General features: G+C 70.7%; 18 protein-coding genes. 5 read left to right on the top strand and 13 right to left on the bottom strand.

All coding sequences use genetic code 11. The features are described from left to right. Position 1: 1 nt before the first annotated feature. The 5 genes from ACIBK4_RS39350 to ACIBK4_RS39330 form a co-directional block, all read right to left on the bottom strand. Positions 2-997, bottom strand: coding sequence for an N-acetylglucosamine kinase (locus tag ACIBK4_RS39350; protein ID WP_399003008.1), 996 nt, complete (start codon positions 995-997; stop codon positions 2-4). Continuing rightward, complete coding sequence (locus ACIBK4_RS39345) at positions 997-2244, bottom strand: 6-phospho-beta-glucosidase (RefSeq protein ID WP_399003006.1); 1248 nt, start codon at positions 2242-2244, stop codon at positions 997-999. The genes ACIBK4_RS39350 and ACIBK4_RS39345 overlap by 1 nt, the downstream gene beginning before the upstream one ends. Further along, complete coding sequence (locus tag ACIBK4_RS39340) at positions 2241-3143, bottom strand: carbohydrate ABC transporter permease (RefSeq protein WP_318020049.1); 903 nt, start codon at positions 3141-3143, stop codon at positions 2241-2243. The genes ACIBK4_RS39345 and ACIBK4_RS39340 overlap by 4 nt, the downstream gene beginning before the upstream one ends. Positions 3144-3210: 67 nt before the next feature. Beyond that, positions 3211-4179 (bottom strand): carbohydrate ABC transporter permease, encoded by a 969-nt coding sequence (locus ACIBK4_RS39335; protein ID WP_399003004.1) that lies wholly within the window; start codon positions 4177-4179, stop codon positions 3211-3213. Between the two features lie 5 nt (positions 4180-4184). Beyond that, on the bottom strand, positions 4185-5531 hold the full coding sequence (locus ACIBK4_RS39330; RefSeq protein ID WP_399003002.1) for an ABC transporter substrate-binding protein: 1347 nt from the start codon (positions 5529-5531) through the stop codon (positions 4185-4187). 168 nt (positions 5532-5699) lie between these two features. Here ACIBK4_RS39330 and ACIBK4_RS39325 point away from each other — a divergent pair, with 168 nt between their 5' ends. Together ACIBK4_RS39325 and ACIBK4_RS39320 are read left to right on the top strand one after the other, a co-directional pair. Continuing rightward, complete coding sequence (locus ACIBK4_RS39325; RefSeq protein WP_399003000.1) at positions 5700-6530, top strand: GntR family transcriptional regulator; 831 nt, start codon at positions 5700-5702, stop codon at positions 6528-6530. 107 nt (positions 6531-6637) lie between these two features. Next, the gene (locus ACIBK4_RS39320) at positions 6638-7732 is read left to right on the top strand and encodes a glycosyl hydrolase family 18 protein (RefSeq protein ID WP_399002998.1); all 1095 of its coding nucleotides are present in this window, start codon (positions 6638-6640) and stop codon (positions 7730-7732) included. A gap of 74 nt (positions 7733-7806) precedes the next feature. On the opposite strand, the gene ACIBK4_RS39315 is transcribed toward ACIBK4_RS39320, so the two are convergent. The 5 genes from ACIBK4_RS39315 to ACIBK4_RS39295 all read right to left on the bottom strand — a co-directional run bounded on the left by ACIBK4_RS39315 (position 7807) and on the right by ACIBK4_RS39295 (position 14838). Then, on the bottom strand, positions 7807-9198 hold the full coding sequence (locus ACIBK4_RS39315; protein ID WP_399002996.1) for an amidohydrolase family protein: 1392 nt from the start codon (positions 9196-9198) through the stop codon (positions 7807-7809). Positions 9199-9284: 86 nt separating this feature from the next. After that, entirely contained in the window at positions 9285-10832 is a 1548-nt protein-coding gene (locus ACIBK4_RS39310) for a Na+/H+ antiporter (RefSeq protein WP_399002994.1), read from the bottom strand. Positions 10833-10837: 5 nt separating this feature from the next. Next, a complete protein-coding gene (locus tag ACIBK4_RS39305) occupies positions 10838-11107 on the bottom strand; it encodes an Atu4866 domain-containing protein (RefSeq protein ID WP_399002992.1) in 270 nt (89 codons plus the stop codon). Positions 11108-11176: 69 nt separating this feature from the next. Further along, entirely contained in the window at positions 11177-12802 is a 1626-nt protein-coding gene (locus tag ACIBK4_RS39300; RefSeq protein ID WP_399002990.1) for an MFS transporter, read from the bottom strand. Positions 12803-12918: 116 nt separating this feature from the next. Beyond that, the gene (locus ACIBK4_RS39295) at positions 12919-14838 is read right to left on the bottom strand and encodes an amidohydrolase (RefSeq protein ID WP_399002988.1); all 1920 of its coding nucleotides are present in this window, start codon (positions 14836-14838) and stop codon (positions 12919-12921) included. A 173-nt stretch (positions 14839-15011) separates the two neighbouring features. On the opposite strand from ACIBK4_RS39295, the gene ACIBK4_RS39290 reads away from it, so the two are divergent. The 3 genes from ACIBK4_RS39290 (at position 15012) to ACIBK4_RS39280 (ending at position 17625) form a co-directional block, all read left to right on the top strand. Continuing rightward, complete coding sequence (locus tag ACIBK4_RS39290) at positions 15012-15974, top strand: LysR family transcriptional regulator (RefSeq protein ID WP_399002986.1); 963 nt, start codon at positions 15012-15014, stop codon at positions 15972-15974. A gap of 131 nt (positions 15975-16105) precedes the next feature. After that, positions 16106-16843 carry a YoaK family protein gene (locus tag ACIBK4_RS39285; RefSeq protein ID WP_399002984.1) on the top strand — a complete coding sequence of 246 codons (738 nt, stop codon included), beginning with the start codon at positions 16106-16108 and terminating at the stop codon, positions 16841-16843. Further along, positions 16840-17625, top strand: a complete 786-nt coding sequence (locus tag ACIBK4_RS39280; RefSeq protein WP_399002982.1) for an MIP/aquaporin family protein — start codon at positions 16840-16842, stop codon at positions 17623-17625. The genes ACIBK4_RS39285 and ACIBK4_RS39280 overlap by 4 nt, the downstream gene beginning before the upstream one ends. A 177-nt stretch (positions 17626-17802) precedes the next feature. Here ACIBK4_RS39280 and dpgC read toward each other — a convergent pair whose 3' ends face one another. The 3 genes from dpgC to dpgA are packed head-to-tail and all read right to left on the bottom strand — an operon-like array spanning position 17803 to position 20920. Further along, positions 17803-19044 (bottom strand): (3,5-dihydroxyphenyl)acetyl-CoA 1,2-dioxygenase DpgC, encoded by a 1242-nt coding sequence (gene dpgC / locus ACIBK4_RS39275; protein WP_399003399.1) that lies wholly within the window; start codon positions 19042-19044, stop codon positions 17803-17805. A 44-nt stretch (positions 19045-19088) separates the two neighbouring features. Continuing rightward, positions 19089-19757, bottom strand: coding sequence for an enoyl-CoA-hydratase DpgB (dpgB, locus tag ACIBK4_RS39270; protein ID WP_399002980.1), 669 nt, complete (start codon positions 19755-19757; stop codon positions 19089-19091). Further along, positions 19751-20920: a 3,5-dihydroxyphenylacetyl-CoA synthase DpgA gene (dpgA, locus tag ACIBK4_RS39265; protein ID WP_399002978.1), complete on the bottom strand. Its 1170-nt coding sequence runs from the start codon at positions 20918-20920 to the stop codon at positions 19751-19753. Before dpgA ends, dpgB begins: the two co-directional genes overlap by 7 nt. Positions 20921-20958: the final 38 nt, after the last annotated feature.

Here is a 20958-nt window from a genome sequence, read left to right as displayed (position 1 = left end):
CTCACGAGCCGCCACTCCCCCGAAACCCCGCACGCAACCGCGCCTCGGCCCCGGGCGCCGGTCCCGGATGCAGGTCCAGAGCCGCCAACGCCGCGCCCAGCAAGGGCGGTTCCGTGCACACCACCGGGCGGACGGCCGGGATCTGTTCCCTGAGGCGGCGTTCGACGTCGTCGAGCAGCGCCTGGTGCCCGGCGGCCAACACGCTTCCGCCCAGGACGACTTCGGGGTCCGGCGCGGTGGCGAGCTGGAGTCGGCACAGGACGGTCAGGGCCATCCTCGCGATCTCCGCGCCCAGGCGTTCCACCAGTTCGGTCGCGATCTCGTCGCCCTCGTCGCGCGCCGCGAACACCGCCGGGCAGAGTTCGCTGAGGCGGAGGGAGGGGAGGTCGCCGTTGTGGAGGGCGGCGGTGACATCGGCGACCGTCGCGAGACCGAAGTGGTCAATCACCGCTGTGCGCAGGGCTGTTCGCGGGCCGCGTCCGTCCTCCGCCCGCGCCGCGTGCCACAGCGCCGACGTGCCTACGTCGATGCCGCCGCCCCAGTCCCCCGAGATCCTCCCCAGCGCGGCGAAGCCGGTGGTACGGCCGTCGGGGGCCACACCGACGCAGTTGATGCCGGTGCCGCAGACCACCCCGACGCCCCAGGGACGGCTCGCGCCGGCGCGCAGGACGGCGTAGGAGTCGTTGTCGACGCGCTGGGTCACCGCCCACCGACGGGCGCCGACGGCCTCGCGCAACGCCTTGATCTCGTACGGCAGATCGGCCCCGGCGAGGAAGGCCGTGATGCCGTCCACCTCGACGTCGGCCGCCACGCCCGCCGACGCCATCGCCTCGGCACGCAGGGCCGCGAGGACGTCCATCGCCGCGTCCACACCCACCGCCTGCGGGCGGAATCCGCCGCCCCGCGCGCGACCCAGGATCGTGCCGTCCGTCCTCAGCACGGCAACGTCCGTTTTGGAGTTGCCGCCGTCGACGGCAAGCAGCAGGCCCGTCCTCATCAGGCCCACCACAGGTGTTCGCGGTTGGCGGCGACGAGCTTCGCCGCCAACTCCTCGGCCACCTTGACCTGTCCGACGAGCGGATGCGCCAGCAGCGCCGTCGAGACCCGGTCGACCCCGCCGTGCAGGGCCGCTTCCAGGGCGAGTTCCTCGTACGCCGTCACATGCGCGATCAGCCCGGCGAACAACGGCTCTACGGCCGCCACGGGCAAGGGAGTTGCCCCCTGCGCGTCGATGCGCGACGGGACCTCGATGACGGCGTCGTCGGGGAGGAAGGGCAGGGTGCCGTTGTTGCGGACGTTGGCCACTCGGATGTCACCGGTGTCGGCGGTGAGGGCGTGCACCAGCTGGACGGCCGCCTCGGAGTAGTAGGCGCCGCCGCGCTTGTCGAGGAGGGCGGGCTTCTCCGTCAGGGCCGGGTCGGCGTACATCTTGAGCAAGACGCCCTCCATCTCCGCGACTTGCTGGGCGCGGGAGGGTTCGCTCAGTTGCTCGCGCAGGACCTCGTCGTGGGCGTAGTAGTATCGCAGGTAGTACGACGGCACCACCCCCAGCCTGCGGACCACGTCCAGCGGCATGCGCAGCCGGTCGGCGAGGGCCTGGCCGTGTTCGTCGAAGATGCGCGGCAGGACGTCGACGCCGTCGAGCCGCACCGCCCGTTCCCAGGTGAGGTGGTTGAGGCCGACGTGGTCCAGGGCGACGCGCTCGTGGTCGACGCCGAGCCAGTCGGCGAAGGTGCGCTGGAAACCGATGGCGACATTGCACAGGCCAACTGCCTTGTGACCGGCGTCCAGTAGGGCCCGGGTGACGATGCCGACCGGGTTGGTGAAGTCGACGATCCAGGCGTTCGGGGCACGTTTGGCGACCCGTTCGGCGAGGTCGAGGACGACCGGGACGGTGCGCAGCGCCTTGGCCAACCCCCCGGCGCCGGTGGTCTCCTGGCCGATGCAGCCGCACTCGTGCGGGAAGGTCTCGTCGACGTGCCGGGCGGCCTGGCCGCCGATGCGGAGCTGGAAGAGCACGGCGTCGGTGCCGTCGATGCCGGCGTCCGGGTCGGCGGTGGTGGTGATCTTCGCGGAACTGCCCTGGCGGGCCAGGATGCGGCGCGCGAACGGGGCGATGACGTCGAGCCGGTCCGGGTCGGGGTCGACCAGGGCGATTTCGGTGACGGGCAGGCCCAACCGGGCGAATCCGTCGATGAGTTCGGGGGTGTACGTGGATCCGCCACCGACAACGGTGATCTTCAACCTTTGACTCCTGTCAGTGTGACGCCCTCGATGAAGGCCTTTTGCGCGAAGAAGAAGACGATGATCACCGGCGCCATCGCGATGAGGGTGGCCGCCATGGTGAGGTTCCACTGCACCGCGTGGGAGGTCTTGAAGGTCGCCAGGCCCAGGGCCAGGGTCCAGTGGGCGGGCGTCTCGCCGGTGTAGATGAGCGGGCCGTAGTAGTCGTTCCAGGCGTTGAAGAAGGCGAAGAGGCCGACGGCGACGAGCGCGGGGCGCATCATCGGCAGCACCACCCGCGTGAGGACCCGGAGTTCGCCGCAGCCGTCGATGCGGGCCGCGTTGAGGTAGTCCTCGGGGACGGTGAGCAGGAACTGGCGCAGCAGGAACACCGAGAAGGCGTCGCCGAAGAGGGACGGGAGCACCAACGGCCAGATGGTGCCGGTGAGATGGAGCCTGGCCCACATCAAGTACATGGGGATGACGAGGACTTGGGGCGGCAGCATCATCATGGTGATGACGCAGAGGAACGCCGTGTTGCGGCCCTTGAAGCGGAACCGGGCCAGCGCGTACGCGATGGGGACGCTGGACAGCAGGGTGGTGGCGGTCGCGGCGACGGCGTAGATCACCGTGTTGGTGAGCCAGGTGCCGATCGGGGCGGTGCTGAAGACCGTGCGGTAGTTGGACCACTGCCAGTGGTGGGGCCACAGGCTGGTGGTGAGGGACTGGCCGTCGGTCATCAGCGAGGTCAGGAAGATGAACACGATCGGGCCGATGAAGGCGCAGGCCAGGCCGACGGCGATGGCGTGTTCGGCGATCCAGATCAGGGTCCTGCGGCGCCCGGCCCGGCCGCGCGCGGCACGGTGGGGCGAGGCGGCGCGGGTCTGCCGGGCGGGGGCCGGGGCGTAGGTCGTCGTCATCGCGGCGGCTCCTCGGTGGCCAAGTCCCGTGCGGCCGTGGCGACTTGCCGATCGGCGAAGCGGTACGTCATCGCGGTGCCTCCTCGATGTCGAAGCCGGAGGCGCGGCGGAGCAGGACGACGGTGAAGGCCATCGCCACCACGAAGAGCACCACGGCGAGGGCGCAGGCGTAGCCCGCGTGGAACTGGTTGAAGCCGGCGATGTAGAGCTGTTGGGGGAAGGTGAGGGTGGAACCGTCCGGATAGCCGGGCGCGGCCTGGATGTTGCCGTTGGCGACCTGGGAGGCGACCATCGCCTGGGTGAAGTACTGGAGTCCGGCGATGACCCCGGTGACGGTGGCGAACAGCACGACCGGGGAGATCGTCGGCAGCGTGACGTAGCGGAAGCGGTGCCAGGGGCCGGCGCCGTCCAGTTCGGCGGCCTCGTAGAGCTCGGCGGGTACCTCCAGCAGGGCCGCCAAGAAGATGACCATCATCGTGCCGCTGCCCCACAGGGCGAGCAGGGTCAGGGCCGGTTTGGACCAGTCCGGCGAGTTGAACCAGAGCGGGCCGTGGATGCCGAGCAGGCCCAGAATCCGGTTCACCGGGCCGGAGTTGGGGTTGAACATGCAGACGAAGGCGACGGTCGCGGCGACCGGCGGAGCCAGCGCCGGGAGATAGAACAGGGTGCGGAACAGGCTCGCCCCCGCCTTGAGCCGGGCGGTGACCATGGCCACGCCGAGGGCGAAGAGCACCTGCGCCGGGACCATGATCACCACCAGCCACGCGGTGTTGCGGACCGCGTGCCAGATCAGCGGGTCGCCGTCCAGGAGGTAGCGGTAGTTGCGCAGCCCCACGAACTGGGCCTGGGAGATCATGTTCGAGTTGGTGAAGGACAGCCAGACCGTCATCACCAGCGGGTAGACGAGGAAGACGGTGAAGCCGACCAGGCCGGGGGCCAGGAAGAGCAGCACGCGCAGCCGGTTGCGGCGCATCCGTGCTTTCAACGGAGCTGCGACGAGCGGGAGTTGAGCGATCTGGGGGCTGGTGGTGGCCATGACGGTCACTGCCCCAGCTTGAGCGCGGCGTTGTTCTGCTTGTCGACGGCGGTCAGGCCTGCCTTCAGGTCGGGTACGCCGCCGCTCTGCCACTTCTCCACGAAGTGACCGAAGTTGGTGAGGTAGGCGCCGCCGTCGCCGCTGGCCGGAGTCGTGGTGGTGAGCGGGTTCTTGTAGACCTCGAGGAAGGGGGCGAAGTTGGGGTCCTTGGAGAGGCCGAGCGAGGGCGAGTCGAGCGCGGCCGTGGTGGTGGGGACGTTGCCGATCGCGTCGGCGAGCGAGGTCAGCGCGTCGGTGTCGGTGGTGAGGAACTTGATCAACTTCCAGGCGGCGCCCGGGTGTTTGGCACCGCGCGGCATGCCGATCACGTTGCCGCCGACGTAACCGGCGCCGTACAGCTCGGACTTGCCGTCGGCGGCGGGGACCGCGGCGGTGCCGTACTCGATGTTCGCCTTGTCGTTCTTGATGAAGGCGTTGCGCCACTCGCCGTCGATCATCATGGCCAGCTTGCCGGTCTCGAAGGCGTTCTGGGCGGAGAACTCGTCGCCCATGCCCGCCTTGAAGGTGACCAGCTTCTTCGCGCCGAACCAGTCGACGAGGCTCTTCTGCCAGGTCAGTGCCTGCGCGAAGGCCGGGTCGGCACCGACATTCGACTGGCCGTCGGCGGTGAGCCACTTGCCGCCCCAGCTGGGGACGAGGTGCTCGGTGAGCATCTCGTAGGCGCCGAGGTAGGGCATGAACCCGGCGGTCTTGATCGAACCGTCTGCGTTGAAGGTGGTCAACTTCTTCGCGTCCGCCGCCAGTTCGGACATGGTCTTGGGCGGGGACGTTATCCCGGCCTTCGCGAAGAGCTTCTTGTTGTAGTACAGGCCGAAGGTGTCGGCGAGCCACGGCATCGTGCAGCGCTTGCCATCGAAGGCGGTGTACGACTGGACGGCCTTCGGGATCTGGCTCATGTCGACGTGGTCGGCCTTGATGTCCGGGGTGAGGTCCTGGAAGGCCCCGCTGGAACACCAGCCGCCGACGTTCGCGGCGTTGAACGAGGACGCCACGTCGGGCGCGGTGCCGCCGCGGATGGCCTGGTTGACCTTGTCGTCGGTCTGCGCGCCGACGGCCTTGACGGTGATGTACGGGTACTTCTTGCGGAACTTGGCCAGCACCGCGTCGACCGAGGCGATCTCGCGCGGGGAGCTGAGGCCGTGCCAGAAGGTGATGGTGACCGGGGTGGTGTCGTCGGCGCCGGTGTCCGCCTTCGACGTGGTGCCGCCGGTGGTGCATGCTGCGGCCAGCAGCGCCGTTACCGCGACCAGCGACGCGGCAACGGTACGGCGGGCGGTACGGGACTCGGACATGGAACCTCCGGCAACTTTGCTTACCACTTATTGACCAGTGGGCACATGCTGGGGCACCATTTGGTCAGTGTCAAGCGAGTCCGTGGCAAGAAACCGCTGGAGATAAGCCGTCAAAACGTTACATTGCACCAGCTCAAGTTGAACCACTGGTAAAGAAAGTTGGTAGGCATGGTCAGCGGTGAGAGCCGTTGGGAGAAGCGGGAACGCATCCGCACCCACCTCCTCGACCTGGTCGAGGAGACCGGCCCCGGACGTCCTCTCCCGGGCGAGCGGCAACTGTGCGAGGAGCTCGGGGTGTCCCGCCCCACCCTGCGTGCGGTCGTCGACGACTTCGTCCGTGACGGTCTGCTGGTGCGGGAGCACGGGCGCGGTGTCTTCGTCGCCCGCGCCAAGGTGGCCCAGCACCTCAGCGGTGCTGCCCCCGGGCAGGCACCGGGCCTGGGCGTCGGCGGTGTGGACGGCACGTGGGCGAGCCGCACCCTGGACTTCAAGACCGTCGCCGCGGGACCCCGGATCGGCCGCCGGCTGGGCATCGCGCCCAGCGAGCAGATCCTGCGGATCACCCGGCTGCGTACGGTCGACGGGGACCCGATGTGTGTGGAGACCCTGCACGTCCCGCACGCGCTGGTCCCCGGACTGACCGCCCGCGACCTGGAGACCGACTCCTTCTACCGCATGCTCGGGCAGCGGTACGAGATCCTGCTGACCGACGCCGCGCAGAGCATCGAGCCGACCGTGGTCGACGAGTGGGAGGCCGAGGTCCTCGGCGTCTCCGTGCACACCCCCGCCCTGCTCTTCGAACGAGCGGCACGGGACGCGGCCGGCCGGGTCGTCGAGTTCACCCGCTCCGTCTACCGGGGCGACCGCTACCGCATCTTCACCAGGCTGTCGCTCGCCGCCCGGCCCGACGGCGGACGCGTCGTCGACGGCTCCTGGTCGGCGGCCACCACCGTCCCCGGCGCCGACACCCTGGTCTTCGACCCCTACTGGTCCAACTAGCCACCCTCGCCCACCAGTTCACCGCGCCGGCCCACCGGCCGACGCGGCGGTCCCGCACGCCCTCCGCACCCGAAAGACCCGCCACTCCCCACCAGAAAGGACCGCTCATGTTCCGTCACGCACTCACCGTGACCGGAGTCGTGGCCTCCACGGTCACCACGCTGCTCGCCTGTACGGCCTCGGTCCCGGCCGACAGCACCGCCCACCGCTCCACCACCGCCGCCTCCGCCACCTCGGGCGTCCAGCTCCAGACCTGGCTCTACCCCGGGTCGACCGGCGACTCCACCTGCACCGCCAAGAGCGAGTACGCCGACAACAGGGTCAAGAGCGGCGCCCTCAACCCCGAGTACTGGTCGGTCCAGAGCAACGGCTCGGTGAAACTGGAGACCACCGCCGACGGCAGCTGCAACACCTACAGCACGGCCAACGTCGCCGACCTCAAGGCGCATTCGACGTACCAGTACCCGACGCTCTCCGGCATGACCACCGCCGACGTCCACGCCCTGGTCAGCACCAGCAGCACCCGTACGGCCGCCGTCACCAAGGTCACCTCCCTCGTCAGCGACGCCGGGCTCAGCGGCGTCGACGTCGACCTGGAGGACTACTGGTCCTGGAGCACCGCCGACTTCACCAACTACAAGACGTTCCTGAAGCAGTTGGCCACCGCCCTGCACGCCAAGGGCAAGCGCCTCCAGGTCGACGCACCGGCGATGACCGAGGACGCCTCGTTCTACGACTACGCGGCCGTGGCCGCCACCGGCGCCGACGACGTCGTGATCATGGCGTACGACGAGGAGTTCGACACCGCGTCCGGTGCCCGTTGCCTGCCCATCAGCCCCTACGACTGGCTGAAGAAGGTCACCCAGTACGCGCAGAGCAAGATCCCCGACCCGAGCCGCCTGATCATCGGCGTGCCCTCCTACGGCTACAGCGCACCCGACCCGTGCGACCTCAACTCCGTGACGGGCAACATCCAGTTCAGCGACATGAAGAAGAGCCCCGGCTTCTCCTCCGACCCGGCGACCACAGAGAGCCGCCGGGATGCCTCCTCCGGCGAAATCCGCTGGGTCTCCGGCGGCGTCCTCTACGACTACGTCGACAGCGTCGCCATGGACCGCAAGCTCGCGGTCCTCAAGGGCCTCGGCGTCACCAAGGTGTCGGTGTGGTCGCTGGGTGGCGGGAACCCCTGGTTCTCCAACTGACCGACCTGATCCGCCAGTTGCACTGATGCGGCGGGCGCCCCAGGATCCCGGGGTGCCCGCCGCATCAACTCCCTTTACTTCGCAGGCGTGTTGAGCACGTGATCACGTGAGGCGCTGACCTCGGCACGCAGCTCGGGAAGATTCACGTCGAGCACCCGACCGTCCCACTTGCGCGGCTGCCCGTCGACGAACACAGCGGTGATGTTGCGCGCGTCGGAGCCCAACACCAGTGTCCCGATGGGGTCGTTGAGCGGCATGTTGTTGAGGTCCTCGGCCTGTACGACCAACAGGTCCGCCTTCTTGCCGACGGTGAGGGAGCCGGTGACATCGCCGAGTCCGTTGGTCCGGGCGCCCTGGAGGGTGGCGAAGTCGAGGACGTCGTGCGTGGTGATGCGCGACAGCTCGCCGCCGGTGCCGTAGGCGGCGTTGACGGCGCGCATCCGCTGGATCGCGAGCAGGGCCCGCATCTGGGTGAACAGGTCGCTGGCGAGGGCGACTTCGACGTCGATGCTCAGTCCGGGGCGGATGCCGACGGCCAGCGCCTCGTCCACTGCCGGGATCGCGGTCTCCAGGCCGATCTGCGCGTCGGAGGTGGGCGCGAGGGCCACCGTCGTTCCGGACTCCCCCATCGCCTTCCACGCCTCGACGGTCAGCCCGGTGGAGTGGATCAGGGTGACGTCGGGGCCGAGGATGCCGTGCTTCGCCCAGGACAGCACGGCTTCCGAACCGGAGGCGCCGAAGACCGCGTCGACGCTGACACCGATGCCCAAGTCTGCTGCCGTACGGGCGAGTTCGGGGCCGTAGGCGAGGGCGGGTCCGGCGATCTCGTCGGTGGCCAGGGTCGCCAGGCGCAGGGTGAGGAGCTGGTCGTCGCTGCTGAAGTACTGGTCCTTGAGGCGGTTCAGGTCGGCCGGCCACTGGCGGTCCCAGTCGCCGAAGTGCGGGCCCATGGAGGCGTGGACGCCGCGGATGCCGGTGTCGCGGAGTGCTTCGATCGCCGCGTCGGAGTGTTCGCGGGTACGGGAGTTGTGCGAGAAGTCGAGCATCGTGGTGATGCCGCTGTCGAGCGCGGTGAGCGCCGCGAGTCTGGTGCCGGTGTACATGTCCTCGGGCCGGTAGACGGTGGCGTACCCGGCGAGCGTGGCCGTCACATAGCCGCCGAGGTCGTCGACGTCGGGCATGATCCGGCGCAACTGGGCTTCCCAGGCGTGCCGGTGGGTGTCGACGAGGCCGGGCGCGAGGATGGTTCCGGAGGCGTCGACGACCACCGCGCCGTCCGCCGTGAGGTCCGGCCCGATCGCGGCGATGGTGTCGCCCTCGACGAGCAAGTCGCCCTGGAAGATCCCCCGTTCGGGGTCCATGGTGACGATGGTCGCGCCGGTGAACAGGATGCGCCGGTTCGGGTCGGCGGACTGGCGGCGCAGCCGGTCGAGAAGGCCGGCGCTGGTGGTGTCGTTGGCGTTCATGAGAGCCCCTTTCGGATGACGTCGGTGACGTCGGGTGGGTGTCAGTGACATCGGGTGATGTCAGGTGATGTGTGGTCCGTTGGCGCCTACGGCCGCCCGAGCCGGATCTCCTCCACGTCGAGGACCTCCTGCACGGACCGCAGGACGATGTCGTCGATACGGCCGCTGTCGCGCAGGTCGGTGAGGGTGTCGCGTTTGACCTGGAGCAGGGCGAGTTGGAGGTTGCGTACGCTCTCGCGGCGGTGCGCGGAGCCGGGTTCCGGGGCCGTGCGGTCCTCGATGTCCTGGACCATGCGCAGGGTGTCCTCCTCGGCCACCCCGTACCGCTCGGCCAGTTCCGGCAGGGCGTCCAGCGCCGCGCTGCTCAACCGGCAGCGGGCGAGGGTGAGTTCGGCGCTCTTGTCCTCGTCGGCCGGGAAGCGGGCCCGGCGGACCGTGGCCGGCAGGGTGGGCCCGAGGAACGTGAGGGTGACGACGATGACGACCGCGGTGATGAACACGACGGCGTCCCGCTGCCCGACGATGCGCCCCTCGGCGGTCGTCGCCGGCACGGTCAGCGCGGCGGCCAGCGAGATCGCGCCGCGCATCCCCGCCCAGGCCAGCGGGAGCCGCTGCGGGGCGGTGATCCGGCGGTCCCGCTGCTGCGGCCGCCGGTCCAGCAGCCGTACCAGATAGGGCACCGAGTAGAACCAGAGCAGCCGCGTCCCGAGCACCGCGACGCTCACGGCGAGGGCGGCGATCGTCGCTTGCTGGAGGGACACAGACGTCAACGCCCTTACAGCGGCGGGCAGTTGGATGCCGACCAGCACGAACAGGGCGCCGTTCAGCAGATAACTCGCCACCTCCCAGAAGGCGATGGCCTGGATACGGGCCTCCGACCCGATGACCCGCGGCCCGAACCAGGCCGACACCAGCCCGCAGACGACGACCGCCAACACACCGGACACATGCAGGAGTTCGGCCGGCAGATACGCGAGGAACGGTGTCGCGACGCTCAGCACGCTGTGCAGCAGCGGCTCGGGCAGCCGACGCCTGACCGGGATGATGAGCAGCGCGACCGCCGCGCCGATCAGGATGCCTCCGGCGTAGGACGCGACGAAGGCGAGCGCCGTGCCGGACCAGGAGAAGGGGTGCTCGTCGGTGACGACGTCGATGGTCACGGCCAACAGGACCAGCGCGGTTCCGTCGTTGAGGAGGCTCTCGGTGCGCAGCACGGTCAGGATGCGGCGCGGCATGGCCTTGGCGACCGCGGCGACGGCCGCCGCGTCCGTCGGGGCGAGGACGGCGCCGAGGACGAACGCGATGGGCCAGCCGTAGCCCAGCGCGTGGGCCACGACGGCGACCGCGACGGCGGTGGCGAGGACCAGCCCGGTGGACTGGAGCGCGATGCTGCGGAAGTTGTTGCGGATCTCCCGGACCGAGGAGGTCAGCGCCTCCCAGTACAGCAGCGCGGGCAGGAAGAGGAACAGGACGACGTCCGGGGAGAGCGCGAACGACGAGAAGGACGGCGTCAGCCCCACGAGCGTGCCCACGGCGAGCAGCAGCAGGGGTTCGCTCAGGCCCGTGCGCCGCGACAGCCAGCCCATGAGCAGGACGGCGGCCGCGACGACGACGATCAGTTCCAGGCTGTCCACGTCGGTCACCTCGGCCGGGGGCCGGTGCCCTCCCGGTACAGGACGAGATGCTCGTGGAAGAGCACGCCGTCGCGGACGTCACCCGTGGCGGTGAAGCCGGTGTCGTCGACGTAGTCGATGTGGTCGCCGGTGACGGTGTAGCTGCCGGTGTAGGCGCTCCGCCGGTTGCCCCGGGCCTCGTCGTAGCGGCCGTTGGGGAGGAGTTCCTGCCGGATGTGTCCGTCGGCGGTCACCCACATCCCGACGAAGGGGTGCGGTGCCGGGTTCGTGTTCATGGCTCCACGCTCGCGTCACCGCGCACGGGTAACCAGGCCACACCTCTCCTGGGTGTCCCGCACCCACCTTCAGGAGACCGGCGGCCCTGCGACGGAGGCGTCGAAGGCGTGGGTGACCTCGGGCTCGGTGCCGGGCAGGAGCAACGCGCGGGCGCGGTCCTCGAAGCCCCGGTCGGTCGTGGTGAGGCGGTCGTGGTGCTGGGCGAGGTGTTCGGACCAGGTGCCGACGAGGTAGTTCTCGATGAACCGGCCGGGTTCGTTGCCGTCCTGGAAGAGGCCCCAGGTGATGGCGCCGGTGCGGCGGCGGGAGTGGGCGACCCGGTCCATGGCGTCGATGAACGCCGCGCTGTCGTCCGGTGCGACGCGGTAGACGACGGACACCAGCACCGGTCCGTCGGCGGGGCCGGGTACGAAGACGAGCGGCGGGGTCGGCCAGTGGTCGGAGAGGGTGGGGTCGATGCCCTCCATGCCGTAGAGCTTCCATCGGTAGAGGCTGAGTGCGCTGAGCACCATGGCGGCTGCGCCGATGAGGAGGGCCGTGGTGAGGCCCAGACCTTGCACCAGGGCGCCCCAGACGGGGGCCGCTACGGCCTGGCCGCCCTGGAAGACGAGGAGGTAGACGGCGAGGCCGCGGGCGCGGACCCAGCCGGGGAGGCGGGTCTGGATCGCCGCGTTGAGGGTGGACAGGACGCCGATCCAGGCCACGCCGGCGGGCAGCAGCACGAGGATCGCGACCCAGGTGATGTGCACGGTCGCGAGGAGCAGCAGGACGAGGGCGAACATGAGGGCGCCGGCCGCCAAGATGCCGTTGATACCCAGGTGTTGGCGCAGCCACGGCAGCGCGAACGCGCCCGCCACCGCGCCGACACCGACCGCGCCGAGCAGCAGGCCGTAACCGCCCGAGCCCATCCCGAGGGAGTCGGCGGCGATCAGCGGGAGCAGGGACCAGAGCGCCGCCGCGCCGGGGATGAACAGGGCGGTGCGCAGCAGGACGCGGCGGACGCCCGGAGCGTTCCAGACGTAGCGCCGACCCGCGTACAGCGCGGTCAGAAGCCGTTCCTGCTGCGCGGCCGGGACGGTGATCTTCGGGCGGTGCCACAGCACCAGTACGGCGGCGATCCCGAGAAATGACACCGCGTTGAAGCCGAACACCCACCCCGCACCGGCCGCCGCGACCACGACACCGCCGAGCGCCGGGCCGACCGCCCGCGCGAGGTTCATGTTCACCGCGCCCAGCGCGGACGCCTGCCCCAGCTGCTCCCGCTCCACCAGCTCCGGCTGGATGGCCTGCCACGACGGCCCCATCAGCGCGGTCCCGCAGCCGAGGAGAAAGGTGAGCACCAGCAGGGGTACGGCGGACAGCGCGTCCGCGAAGGCCAGCACGGTCAGTGCCGCCGACACGGCGAACATCGCGACCTGCGCGACGAGCAGCAGCCCGCGTCGGTCGAACCGGTCCGCGAGCACACCCGAGGGCAGTGCCAGCAGCACGATCGGCAGACTCGACGCCGTCTGGACCAGCGTCACCATGGTCGCCCCGTGCCCGAGCAAGAGCCACTGAGCGCCGACCGTCTGCATCCACGTGCCGATGTTCGACACGAACTGGGCGATCCACAGCGCCCGGAACACCGGCCGCCCCAACGGCGCCCAGGCCGAGCCGGACCCCGCGCTCTTCCCCGTCGTCGTACTCGCGCTCATGCTGCGGCTCCCGGGGCGAAGTGGGCGGTCGAGAAGAAGGTACGGCAGCTCGGTGAGGGGCGGGCCACCAAGCCGCCGTAAAGCCGGGCCCGCCGTGGGACCGGTCCGGCGGCCGCTCAGACGCAGCCGTCGAGCGGGGCGAGCGCGGCGCCGACCTGGTGCGGGACGCGGTCGAGATCGCCGCGCCGCTCACGCCAGGCGCGCTGCTCCTCGGAGTCGGTGGCGGCCTCGGTGAAGGCGCGGGCCTGCCGTGCACCGGGTACGTCCGGCGCCGCCTGGAATCCGCCGAAACGGGCGACCGGGCTCCACGCGGGGCTGATCTCCGGGAGCGGGGCGGCGATGTTCTCGTAGTCCCCGACCGCGTGCACGACCTTGCCGCCGGCCACGGTGAGGACGGCCTCGATACGGTCTATGTCCTCGTCGGCGACGGAGAAGTAGTCGGCCGACAGCACGGCCAGGTCGCCGTACTTGCCCTCGGTGATGGTGCCCTTGACGTCGGCCTCGCCGGTGAGATGGGCGCCCGCGGTGGTGTACATCTCCAGGGCGGTGGCGCGGTCCACCCGATTCTCGGCCGGGTAGAGGAGGAGGTCGCCGACCGTACGGCCGGTGACCAGCCAGGACAGGGACAACCACGGGTTGTAGCTGGAGACGCGGGTGGCGTCGGTGCCGGCGGCGACCAGCAGACCGGTGTCGCGCATGGCGCGGATCGGGGGCGCGGTCGCGGCGCGCTCGGCGCCGTAGCGGTCGATGAAGGCCTTGCCCTGGAACATCATGCGGTTCTGGACGGAGACGGCGCCGCCGAGGGCCTTGATCCGGTCCAGACTGCTCTGGCTGACGGTCTCGGCGTGATCGAACAACCACCGTGTCCCGTCCGGGAATCCGCCGTCCGCGGCGATCTTCTCGAAGACGTCGAGGTCCTGGCGGATCGTCTCGTCGTAGGTGGCGTGGAGGCGGAAACCCCAGCCGTTGTCGAGGAGCAGCCGGGCCGCCGCTTCGAGGTCCTGGCTTGCGCGGGAGGTGAGTTGGGGGCGGGGCTCGGCGAAGTTCTCGAAGTCGGCCGGGGACCAGGCGAGGTTCTCGCCGGCGCCGTTGCAGCGCAGCCATGCGTCACCGTCGCCGGGACCGACCATGCCGATCCAGCGGCGCAGGTCATCGAGTTCCTGCCCTGCGGTCTGCGGGAAGAGGTGGTAGGCGATCCGGACCGTCAACTCCCCGCGCTCCGCAAGCTCGGTGACGGCCGCGTAGTTGTCGGGGAAGTTCTGGAAACCCCCCGCCGCGTCGATGGCGCTGGTGATGCCGAAGCGGTTCAGCTCGCGCAAGTAGTGCCGGGTGGAGCCGAGTTGGTCCTCGGGGGCGAGGATCGGGCCCTTGGCGAGGGTGGAGTAGAGCAGCCCGGCGGCAGGCTCCGCAAGCAGAACGCCAGTTGGGTTGCCCGCGAAGTCCCGGACGATCTCCCCGCCGGGCGGATTCGGCGAGTCCCGCGTGAAGCCGACGGCCTCCAGCGCGGCCCGGTTGAGGATCGCCGACTGGTACAAGTGCAGGACGAACACAGGGGTGTCGGGGGCGGCGGCGTTCAACTCGGACACGGTCGGCAGCCGCTTCTCCGCGAACTGCTCCCCGGTCCAGCCGCCAACCACCCGCACCCACTGCCCTGTTGGCGTCCGCTCGGCCTGCTCCCGCAGCATCCGCAGCGCGGTGCGCAGGGACCGTACGCCGTCCCAGCGCAGTTCGAGCAGATAGTTCAACCCGCCCCGGATGACGTGCAGATGGGAGTCGTTGAGCCCGGGGATCCCCCGTCGGCCGAGCGCGTCGACGACACGGGTGGCCGGGCCGATGTGCGGGGCGACGGTCGCGTCGTCTCCCACGGCGGTGAAGACACCGTCGGTGATGGCCACGGCAGACGCGGCGGGGCGGGCGGGGTCGCCGGTGTGGATGCGGGCGTTGCGGACGACGAGCTGCGCGGGGTGCTGGACGCCGTCGTAGGGGCGTATGCCAGCCACGGGCATGGTGCCCACAGGCATGGTGCTGCTGGACATGGAGGCTCCTTGGAGCAGGAGAGGCGGGGTGTGGTGGGGGGGCGATCGTCCGGCGAGGGGGGTCGGCCGTCCGGCGACATCCCCGACGCTAGGTCTGCGACAATGAATCGGTCCAACACATGGTTCTGCTTGTATCGATCGCCGAAGCAGCTGGATAAAAGGACGGGCGCGGGATGGACCTGCGGCACCTGAAGTACTTCCTCGCGGTCGCCGAGACCCGCAACTTCACGCAGGCGGCGGCCAGTTGCTATGTCGCGCAGTCCGCGCTGAGCCAGCAGATCGCACGCCTGGAGAAGGACGTGGGCGCCCGGCTCTTCAGCCGCACCAGCCGTTCCGTACGGCTGACGGCCGCCGGGGAGCTCCTCGAACCGCTGGCCCGCCGCATCCTCGCCGACGTCGACACCGCGCAGGCCGCGCTCGACGCCCTGTCCGGGCTGCGGCGCGGGCGGCTGCGCCTCGGCCTCGTCCAGACGCGGGCGTCCTCGGTCGACCTGGTCGAGGTGATGGCCGACTACCACGCCCGCTACCCCGGCATCGACTTCCATGTGACCAACGCGCCCAGCGCGGAGATGGCCGCGGCAGTGCTGGCCGGGGACCTCGACATCGCCGTGGTGGGCCTGGGACCGCGCCAAGTCCCGGACGGGCTCGACCACTTCGTCCTGGACAGCGACCCGCTCGTCCTCGTCGTGCCCGCCGACCACGCGCTGGCCGACCGCGAGGTCGTCGACCTGGCCGATCTGCCGGAGAGCCACCAGCTCATCCAGTTCACCCGGGGCAGCGGACTGCGCCGCCAGGTGGAGGCCGCGTTCGCCCGCGCGGGAGTGGAACCGGGTCAGCACTTCCAGGTCGGCCAGATCCAGGACATGGTCCGGCTGGCGGCACGGGGGATCGGCGTGACGGTCGTACCGCGGTCGTCGGCCCTCGGCGCTGACGGGCCGCCCGGCGCGGACCCCCGGATCGGACTCCCCTACGGCGCCCGCGCGCTCCGTATCGCGGACGAGGCGGCGGCGCACACCATCTGCGTGGTCCACGACAGCAAGCGGCTGGCGCCGGCCGCGGCCGCGTTCCTCGAAGTGGTGGAGCGGCACGCGGTCAGGAACCGGGAGGACGAAGGAGGCCCGGCGATCGATCGCTGATACCGATCGCTGCGCCCGCATCCATATGTTGGACGTAACGCTCCCGTGGCGCGACGCTCGGAGGAGAAAGCCGGAAGCCGGACACCGGAAGCCGGGAGACCGGAAAACCTCCAGCGAAGGGGAGCAATGCCATGTCTGCCGTACTGCGGGACGCGTGGACCACGGTCGTGCCCGACATGGAGGACCGGCACGGACCGCTCCCTCCGCTGATGCTCGCGCTGACCGTGGTGACCGGGCTCGTGGACGCCTTCAGCTATCTCGTCCTGGGTCATGTCTTCGTCGCCAACATGACCGGCAACGTCGTCTTCTCCGGCTTCGCGATCGCCGGCGCGGCGGGCTTCTCGCTGGCCGCCTCGCTCGCGGCGCTGGCCGCGTTCGCCGTCGGTGCCCTGATCGGAGGACGGCTGGCGCACGGGGCCGGCGCGCACCGGGGGCGGGTCCTGCACCTGGCGCTGCTGCTGGAGACGGCCCTGGTCCTGGCGGCGTACGTCATCGCGCAGGTCACGGACACCTCGCACGTGACCACGGCCGTGCAGTACTCCTTGATCGCCCTCCTCGGTCTCGCGATGGGCGTGCAGAACGCCACCGCCCGCGCCCTGGCCGTACCCGACCTGACCACGACCGTCCTGACGCTCACCATCACCGGAGTCGCCGCGGACAGCCGGCTCGCGGGCGGCAAGGGCAGCAAGGTCGGCCGTCGCGTGCTCTCGGCCGGAGCGATGTTCGCCGGCGGTCTCGCCGGTGCCGTCGCGGTCGAACACGGCGGCCGGGCAATGCCGTTGCTGTTCGCCGCGGTGCTGCTGGTGGCGGCCTCCGTCACGGCGTTCGCCCTCACCCGCTCCGACGCGTCCTGGACGAAGCCGCTGTGACCGGGAACCCCACCTGGCGGCGCACGCTCCGCTCCGCCCTCCTCGAACTCGCCCTGACCGCACTGATGTTGTTCGTCGTGGCGACCACCGTCCGCTGGCTGATGGGCACCCTCGACCCGACGTCCGGCGGCTGGTGGAACACCCCGAAGGGCAGACTCCTCGCGCTCGCCCCGCTCTCCGGCTACACGGTCACCGCCGTCATGCTCTCCCCCTGGGGCCGGGTGACCGGCGGCCACATCAACCCGGCGATCACCCTCGCGATGTGGCGCTACGGCCGTACGCCGGGCCGCGATGTCGTGCCGTTCATCGCCGGTCAACTGGTCGGATCGCTGCTCGGCATCGCGGCCGGACGGCTGGTCTGGGGGCCGGTGTTCGCCTCGCCGGCCGTGGACTACGCGGTCATCAGGCCTGCTCCCGGCTGGAGTTGGACCTCCGTCGCCCTGATCGAGACCGCCACGATGTTCGTCATCGTCGCCGTCGCCGGGATCGGCGTCTCCAGCCGCCGACTCGGCCCCTTCACCCCCTGGGCGGTCGGCACGATGATCGCCGCCCAGATCATCGCCTTCGGCACCCTGTCCGGCGGAATCGCCAACCCTGCGCGGGAGTTCGGCCCGGCACTGCTCTCCGGGTCACCGTCACTCCTGCCGGTCTATCTGCTCGCCCCACCGCTCGGCGCGCTCGCGGCAACGGTCGTGATCAACGGGATCGCCGCTCACCGCCGTACCACCGCACGGACGCCGGGCTGTGCCATTGCACTGCCTTCTGTACAGCCCCGATCTTGAGGCTCCCGGACTTCCGGCAACGTTCTTCGTAGCGTGATTGCCAGGCCTCGTTCGCCTCGCTGTCCGACCTCGCGTTGCGTTCCGGGCCTGGATGTGGCCACCACTTGCGGGGCGAGCTCGGTGACGCGGGCATCGCGGGACGCGGCGAAGCGTTCCGGAGCCGATCACCGAGCCGGGTCAGTCCGGAGACGGTGTGGCGCGGGTGGAGAAGCGACCGACTTTTCCGATCACGTCAACGCTGTACAGCCTGACCGCCTGTTCCAGCGCGAACTCCGCCATATAGCGCCGGAACGCGTCGACGTCCTCCTCGGCGGCGTTGAGCATCTTCCGGTTGGCGGCGACGGCCGGTCCCCGCAACCGGTCGAGGCTGCGTTCGACGGCGAGGTCCAGCTCGCCCGGACTGTGCACCTCGTCGACGACGAGTCGGGCCTCCGGGTCCGTGGCCCGGATCCGGTGGCCCTCCAGGATGATCCGGCGCGCCAGGCGCGGCCCCGTGTACCGGGGCAGCCGGAAGTTGGCGACTCCCGGGATGATGCCTTCCTGGGCCGCGGGCAGGCTGAGGTACGCGTCCGAGGCGGCGAGCACATGGTCGACGACCAGCAGCAGCTGCATCCCGCCGCCGATGGCGAAGGTGTCGACGGCGGCGACCCACGGCTTGGCCCGGGTCGGCGAGTACCAGGACGCTCCGTCGTCGACCCGGACACCGCGCCAGATCTTGTGCAGGTAGCCGAGCTCGCGGCGCAGCAGGAAGCCGACGAGCGAGATGTCCCCGGCATGCAGACTCTTGAGGTTGATCCCGGCGCTGAACACCCGCTTCCCCGCATAGCGCGGATGGGTCATCTCGCCCCCGCGCAGCAGACAGAGTTCGACCGCGGGATCGAGCAGGGCGAGGTCGACCGCGGTCTCCATGTCGTCGACCTGTCGTTCGTCCTCGGCGTTGAGACAGTCGTCCCGGCACAACGTGAGCCGGGCGACTCCGTCGCGGCGCTCCAGCCGTACCGAACCGAGGTCGGCCCGCCCCACGGCGGCGAACCCGGGCAGCAGGTCCAGGGCTCGCTCGGTGGGGCGCAACAGGGTGTCGATCAGGTGACCGCCGGAGAGCGGCGAGCGCAGGACGTGGCGGAAGAAGATGCCCAGGTCGATCTCGTGTCCGGCCTTCCGCGCCTGTTCCAGCGCTCGGTCCGCGGCCAGCTCGGCCGCGGTGGGGACGAGGCCGGGGAACGCGCCCTCGGCCGCGGCAGCCAGTTCCGGCAACCGCAGACCGCGGGTGCGGCCTGCGGTGAGCTCGGCGTAGACCGCGTCGGTGTGCGCGTCCAGGAAGGCGCTGCGCAGCGCCCTCAGCCGACCGGGAGGCGACGCCGCATGCTCCTGCGCCGCCCGCGCGAGCGCCCCTCGCGCACGGGACAAGCCCGCCCGCATCTCCCGCTGGTCCGCCGGCTGTACGGAGGCCGGTGCGCCGCCCGTCACTTCGCCTCCTCGGCCGACGCCCGCCGCAACGTACGGTCGCAGGCCGCCAGATGGGCCCCGAGCGCCTCCTCGAACGGGACGGTACGGGCATCGAGCAGCAGTTGCCTCCTGATGGCCAGCTCGGATCCGGCGAACGGCGCGGTGAGCTCGACCGCCGCCGTTGCCGAGCCCGCCGCGTCGTCCGTCACCTCGTCGACGAGGTGCAGCGCCAGCGCCTGCGCGGCGTCGAGCGGGGTGCCGAACAGCGCCGCGCGGCGGATCGCCGCCGTGCCGACCGCCTGCTGGGCGAGCCTGTGCAGTGCCATGCCGGGCCAGGTGGCCGCGTCGGCCACGGGTACCACCAGCCGCAGCGAGGGGGTGGCGATGCGGATGTCGGTGACCAGCAGAGCGTCCAGGGCAGGGCCGCCGCAGTCGCCGTCGGCCACCGCGACGGTGGCCGTGGGCAGCCGCTCCAGCCGCCGCAGCACGCGCTCCCACTTGCTGACCAGCCCCACTGTCAGCTCACCGGTCCACCTGCCGGCCGGGGCCCCGGACAGCTCGACGATCACCGGGGCGTGCCCGCCGGCATCCTCGACGCCGTCGCACACCGCGCCGATCGCCGCGATGACCTCCGGCGACGGCGGCCGCCCACCGTCGATCCGCAGCCGCGTCTCCCCCCTCACCATTGGACCAGCGCCGTCTCGATCGTCGAGCCCGGCCCCATGGTCATGAGCACGCCGATGTCGCCCGCTCTGATGCGGCCCTCCTGGAGCAGCCGCTCGTAGGAGAACAGGAACGATCCGCTCGACAGGTTGCCGTAGTCGCGCAATACCCCGGTGGTGTGGCGCAGGTCGTGGCGGGTGAGGCCGAGGTTCACCCGGACCGCGTCGATGACCTTCTTGCCGCCGGAGTGCACGAGCCAGTGGGCGACGTCGCTGCGGCGCAGCCCCGCGCCGTCCAGCAGCCGGTCCACGACCCGCTCCGCATGGGCCCCGACCACGTACGGGATGTCCGGGTCCAGGTAGAAGCTGAACTTGTGCTGATCGTCGTCCCAGTCGTAGCGCATGGCACCGATCGCGTCGGAGATGAGGTGGCTGGCGAAGCCCAGCAGGCGCGGGCCGGCGGAGGAGCCCGGGGAGTCGCCCGGCAGTTCCCCGGGTGCGGGCCCGGCGGTGTCGGGTGGGTCGGCGAGCAGGGCGATGGCGGCGGCTCCGTCGCCGAAGAGGCTGTTGACCACCGCCGTTCGCATGGTCGCGTCCATGACATAGGCGGCGGAGCACGCCTCGGCGCAGAGCAGCACGGCAACCTGTCCGGGGTGGGCCATGGACCAGGCCGCCGTCCCGTTCAGCGCGTTCAGGCCGGCGTTGCAGCCCATGCCGACCACATCCACGCGGCTGCATCCGGGCCCGATGCCCATGTCCCGGATGAGCAGCGCGCTGAGCCCCGGGGTGAGAAAGCCGGTGGTGGTCACGCAGCACAGGTAGTCGATGTCCGCCGGCTCGATGCCCGCGCCCGCCAAGCACGTGCGCACGGCGCGCGCGCCCATGTCGAGGGCCAGGCGCTTGTGCTTGGCGAGCAGCTCTTTCTGGGACTCGTGGCGGAAGACACCCTCGCTGTCGCGGGGCGGGAGGGTGAGGTGGCGCCGTTCGATGGCGCTGTTGAGGAAGATGGAACGGACCCTGGGGTCGGTGATCCGGAACAGGTCGAGCAGCGTGCGCTGCGAATAGGAGGCATCGGTCACGGCGGTGCCGACACCGATGATGCGGCTCGGGCTCGCGTGATGCTTCGGCTCGGGCTCCAGAAGTGCGGGCGCGGTGCTGCCGCCCGGACGCAGGATGGTGGCGGTCATCGGTAGGTCCACCCCCACATACGGGGCTTGCTGCGCGG

This window comes from Streptomyces sp. NPDC050528, from assembly GCF_044457795.1.
Taxonomy (GTDB): domain Bacteria; phylum Actinomycetota; class Actinomycetes; order Streptomycetales; family Streptomycetaceae; genus Streptomyces.
Note: the sequence above shows the minus strand (reverse complement) of the source record. Positions and strands in the feature narration are given on the sequence as shown.

What these genes read in the sequence shown, in the direction of transcription:
- ACIBK4_RS39330 (WP_399003002.1), bottom strand. Translation starts at nt 5,531, where the DNA reads ATGTCCGAGTCCCGTACCGCCCGCCGTACCGTTGCCGCGTCGCTGGTC.
- ACIBK4_RS39285 (WP_399002984.1), top strand. Translation starts at nt 16,106, where the DNA reads ATGTCTGCCGTACTGCGGGACGCGTGGACCACGGTCGTGCCCGACATG.
- ACIBK4_RS39295 (WP_399002988.1), bottom strand. Translation starts at nt 14,838, where the DNA reads ATGTCCAGCAGCACCATGCCTGTGGGCACCATGCCCGTGGCTGGCATA.
- ACIBK4_RS39305 (WP_399002992.1), bottom strand. Translation starts at nt 11,107, where the DNA reads ATGAACACGAACCCGGCACCGCACCCCTTCGTCGGGATGTGGGTGACC.
- ACIBK4_RS39320 (WP_399002998.1), top strand. Translation starts at nt 6,638, where the DNA reads ATGTTCCGTCACGCACTCACCGTGACCGGAGTCGTGGCCTCCACGGTC.
- ACIBK4_RS39335 (WP_399003004.1), bottom strand. Translation starts at nt 4,179, where the DNA reads ATGGCCACCACCAGCCCCCAGATCGCTCAACTCCCGCTCGTCGCAGCT.
- dpgC (WP_399003399.1), bottom strand. Translation starts at nt 19,044, where the DNA reads ATGCGGGCGGGCTTGTCCCGTGCGCGAGGGGCGCTCGCGCGGGCGGCG.
- ACIBK4_RS39350 (WP_399003008.1), bottom strand. Translation starts at nt 997, where the DNA reads ATGAGGACGGGCCTGCTGCTTGCCGTCGACGGCGGCAACTCCAAAACG.
- ACIBK4_RS39315 (WP_399002996.1), bottom strand. Translation starts at nt 9,198, where the DNA reads ATGAACGCCAACGACACCACCAGCGCCGGCCTTCTCGACCGGCTGCGC.
- ACIBK4_RS39325 (WP_399003000.1), top strand. Translation starts at nt 5,700, where the DNA reads ATGGTCAGCGGTGAGAGCCGTTGGGAGAAGCGGGAACGCATCCGCACC.
- ACIBK4_RS39340 (WP_318020049.1), bottom strand. Translation starts at nt 3,143, where the DNA reads ATGACGACGACCTACGCCCCGGCCCCCGCCCGGCAGACCCGCGCCGCC.
- dpgA (WP_399002978.1), bottom strand. Translation starts at nt 20,920, where the DNA reads ATGACCGCCACCATCCTGCGTCCGGGCGGCAGCACCGCGCCCGCACTT.
- ACIBK4_RS39300 (WP_399002990.1), bottom strand. Translation starts at nt 12,802, where the DNA reads ATGAGCGCGAGTACGACGACGGGGAAGAGCGCGGGGTCCGGCTCGGCC.
- ACIBK4_RS39290 (WP_399002986.1), top strand. Translation starts at nt 15,012, where the DNA reads ATGGACCTGCGGCACCTGAAGTACTTCCTCGCGGTCGCCGAGACCCGC.
- dpgB (WP_399002980.1), bottom strand. Translation starts at nt 19,757, where the DNA reads ATGGTGAGGGGGGAGACGCGGCTGCGGATCGACGGTGGGCGGCCGCCG.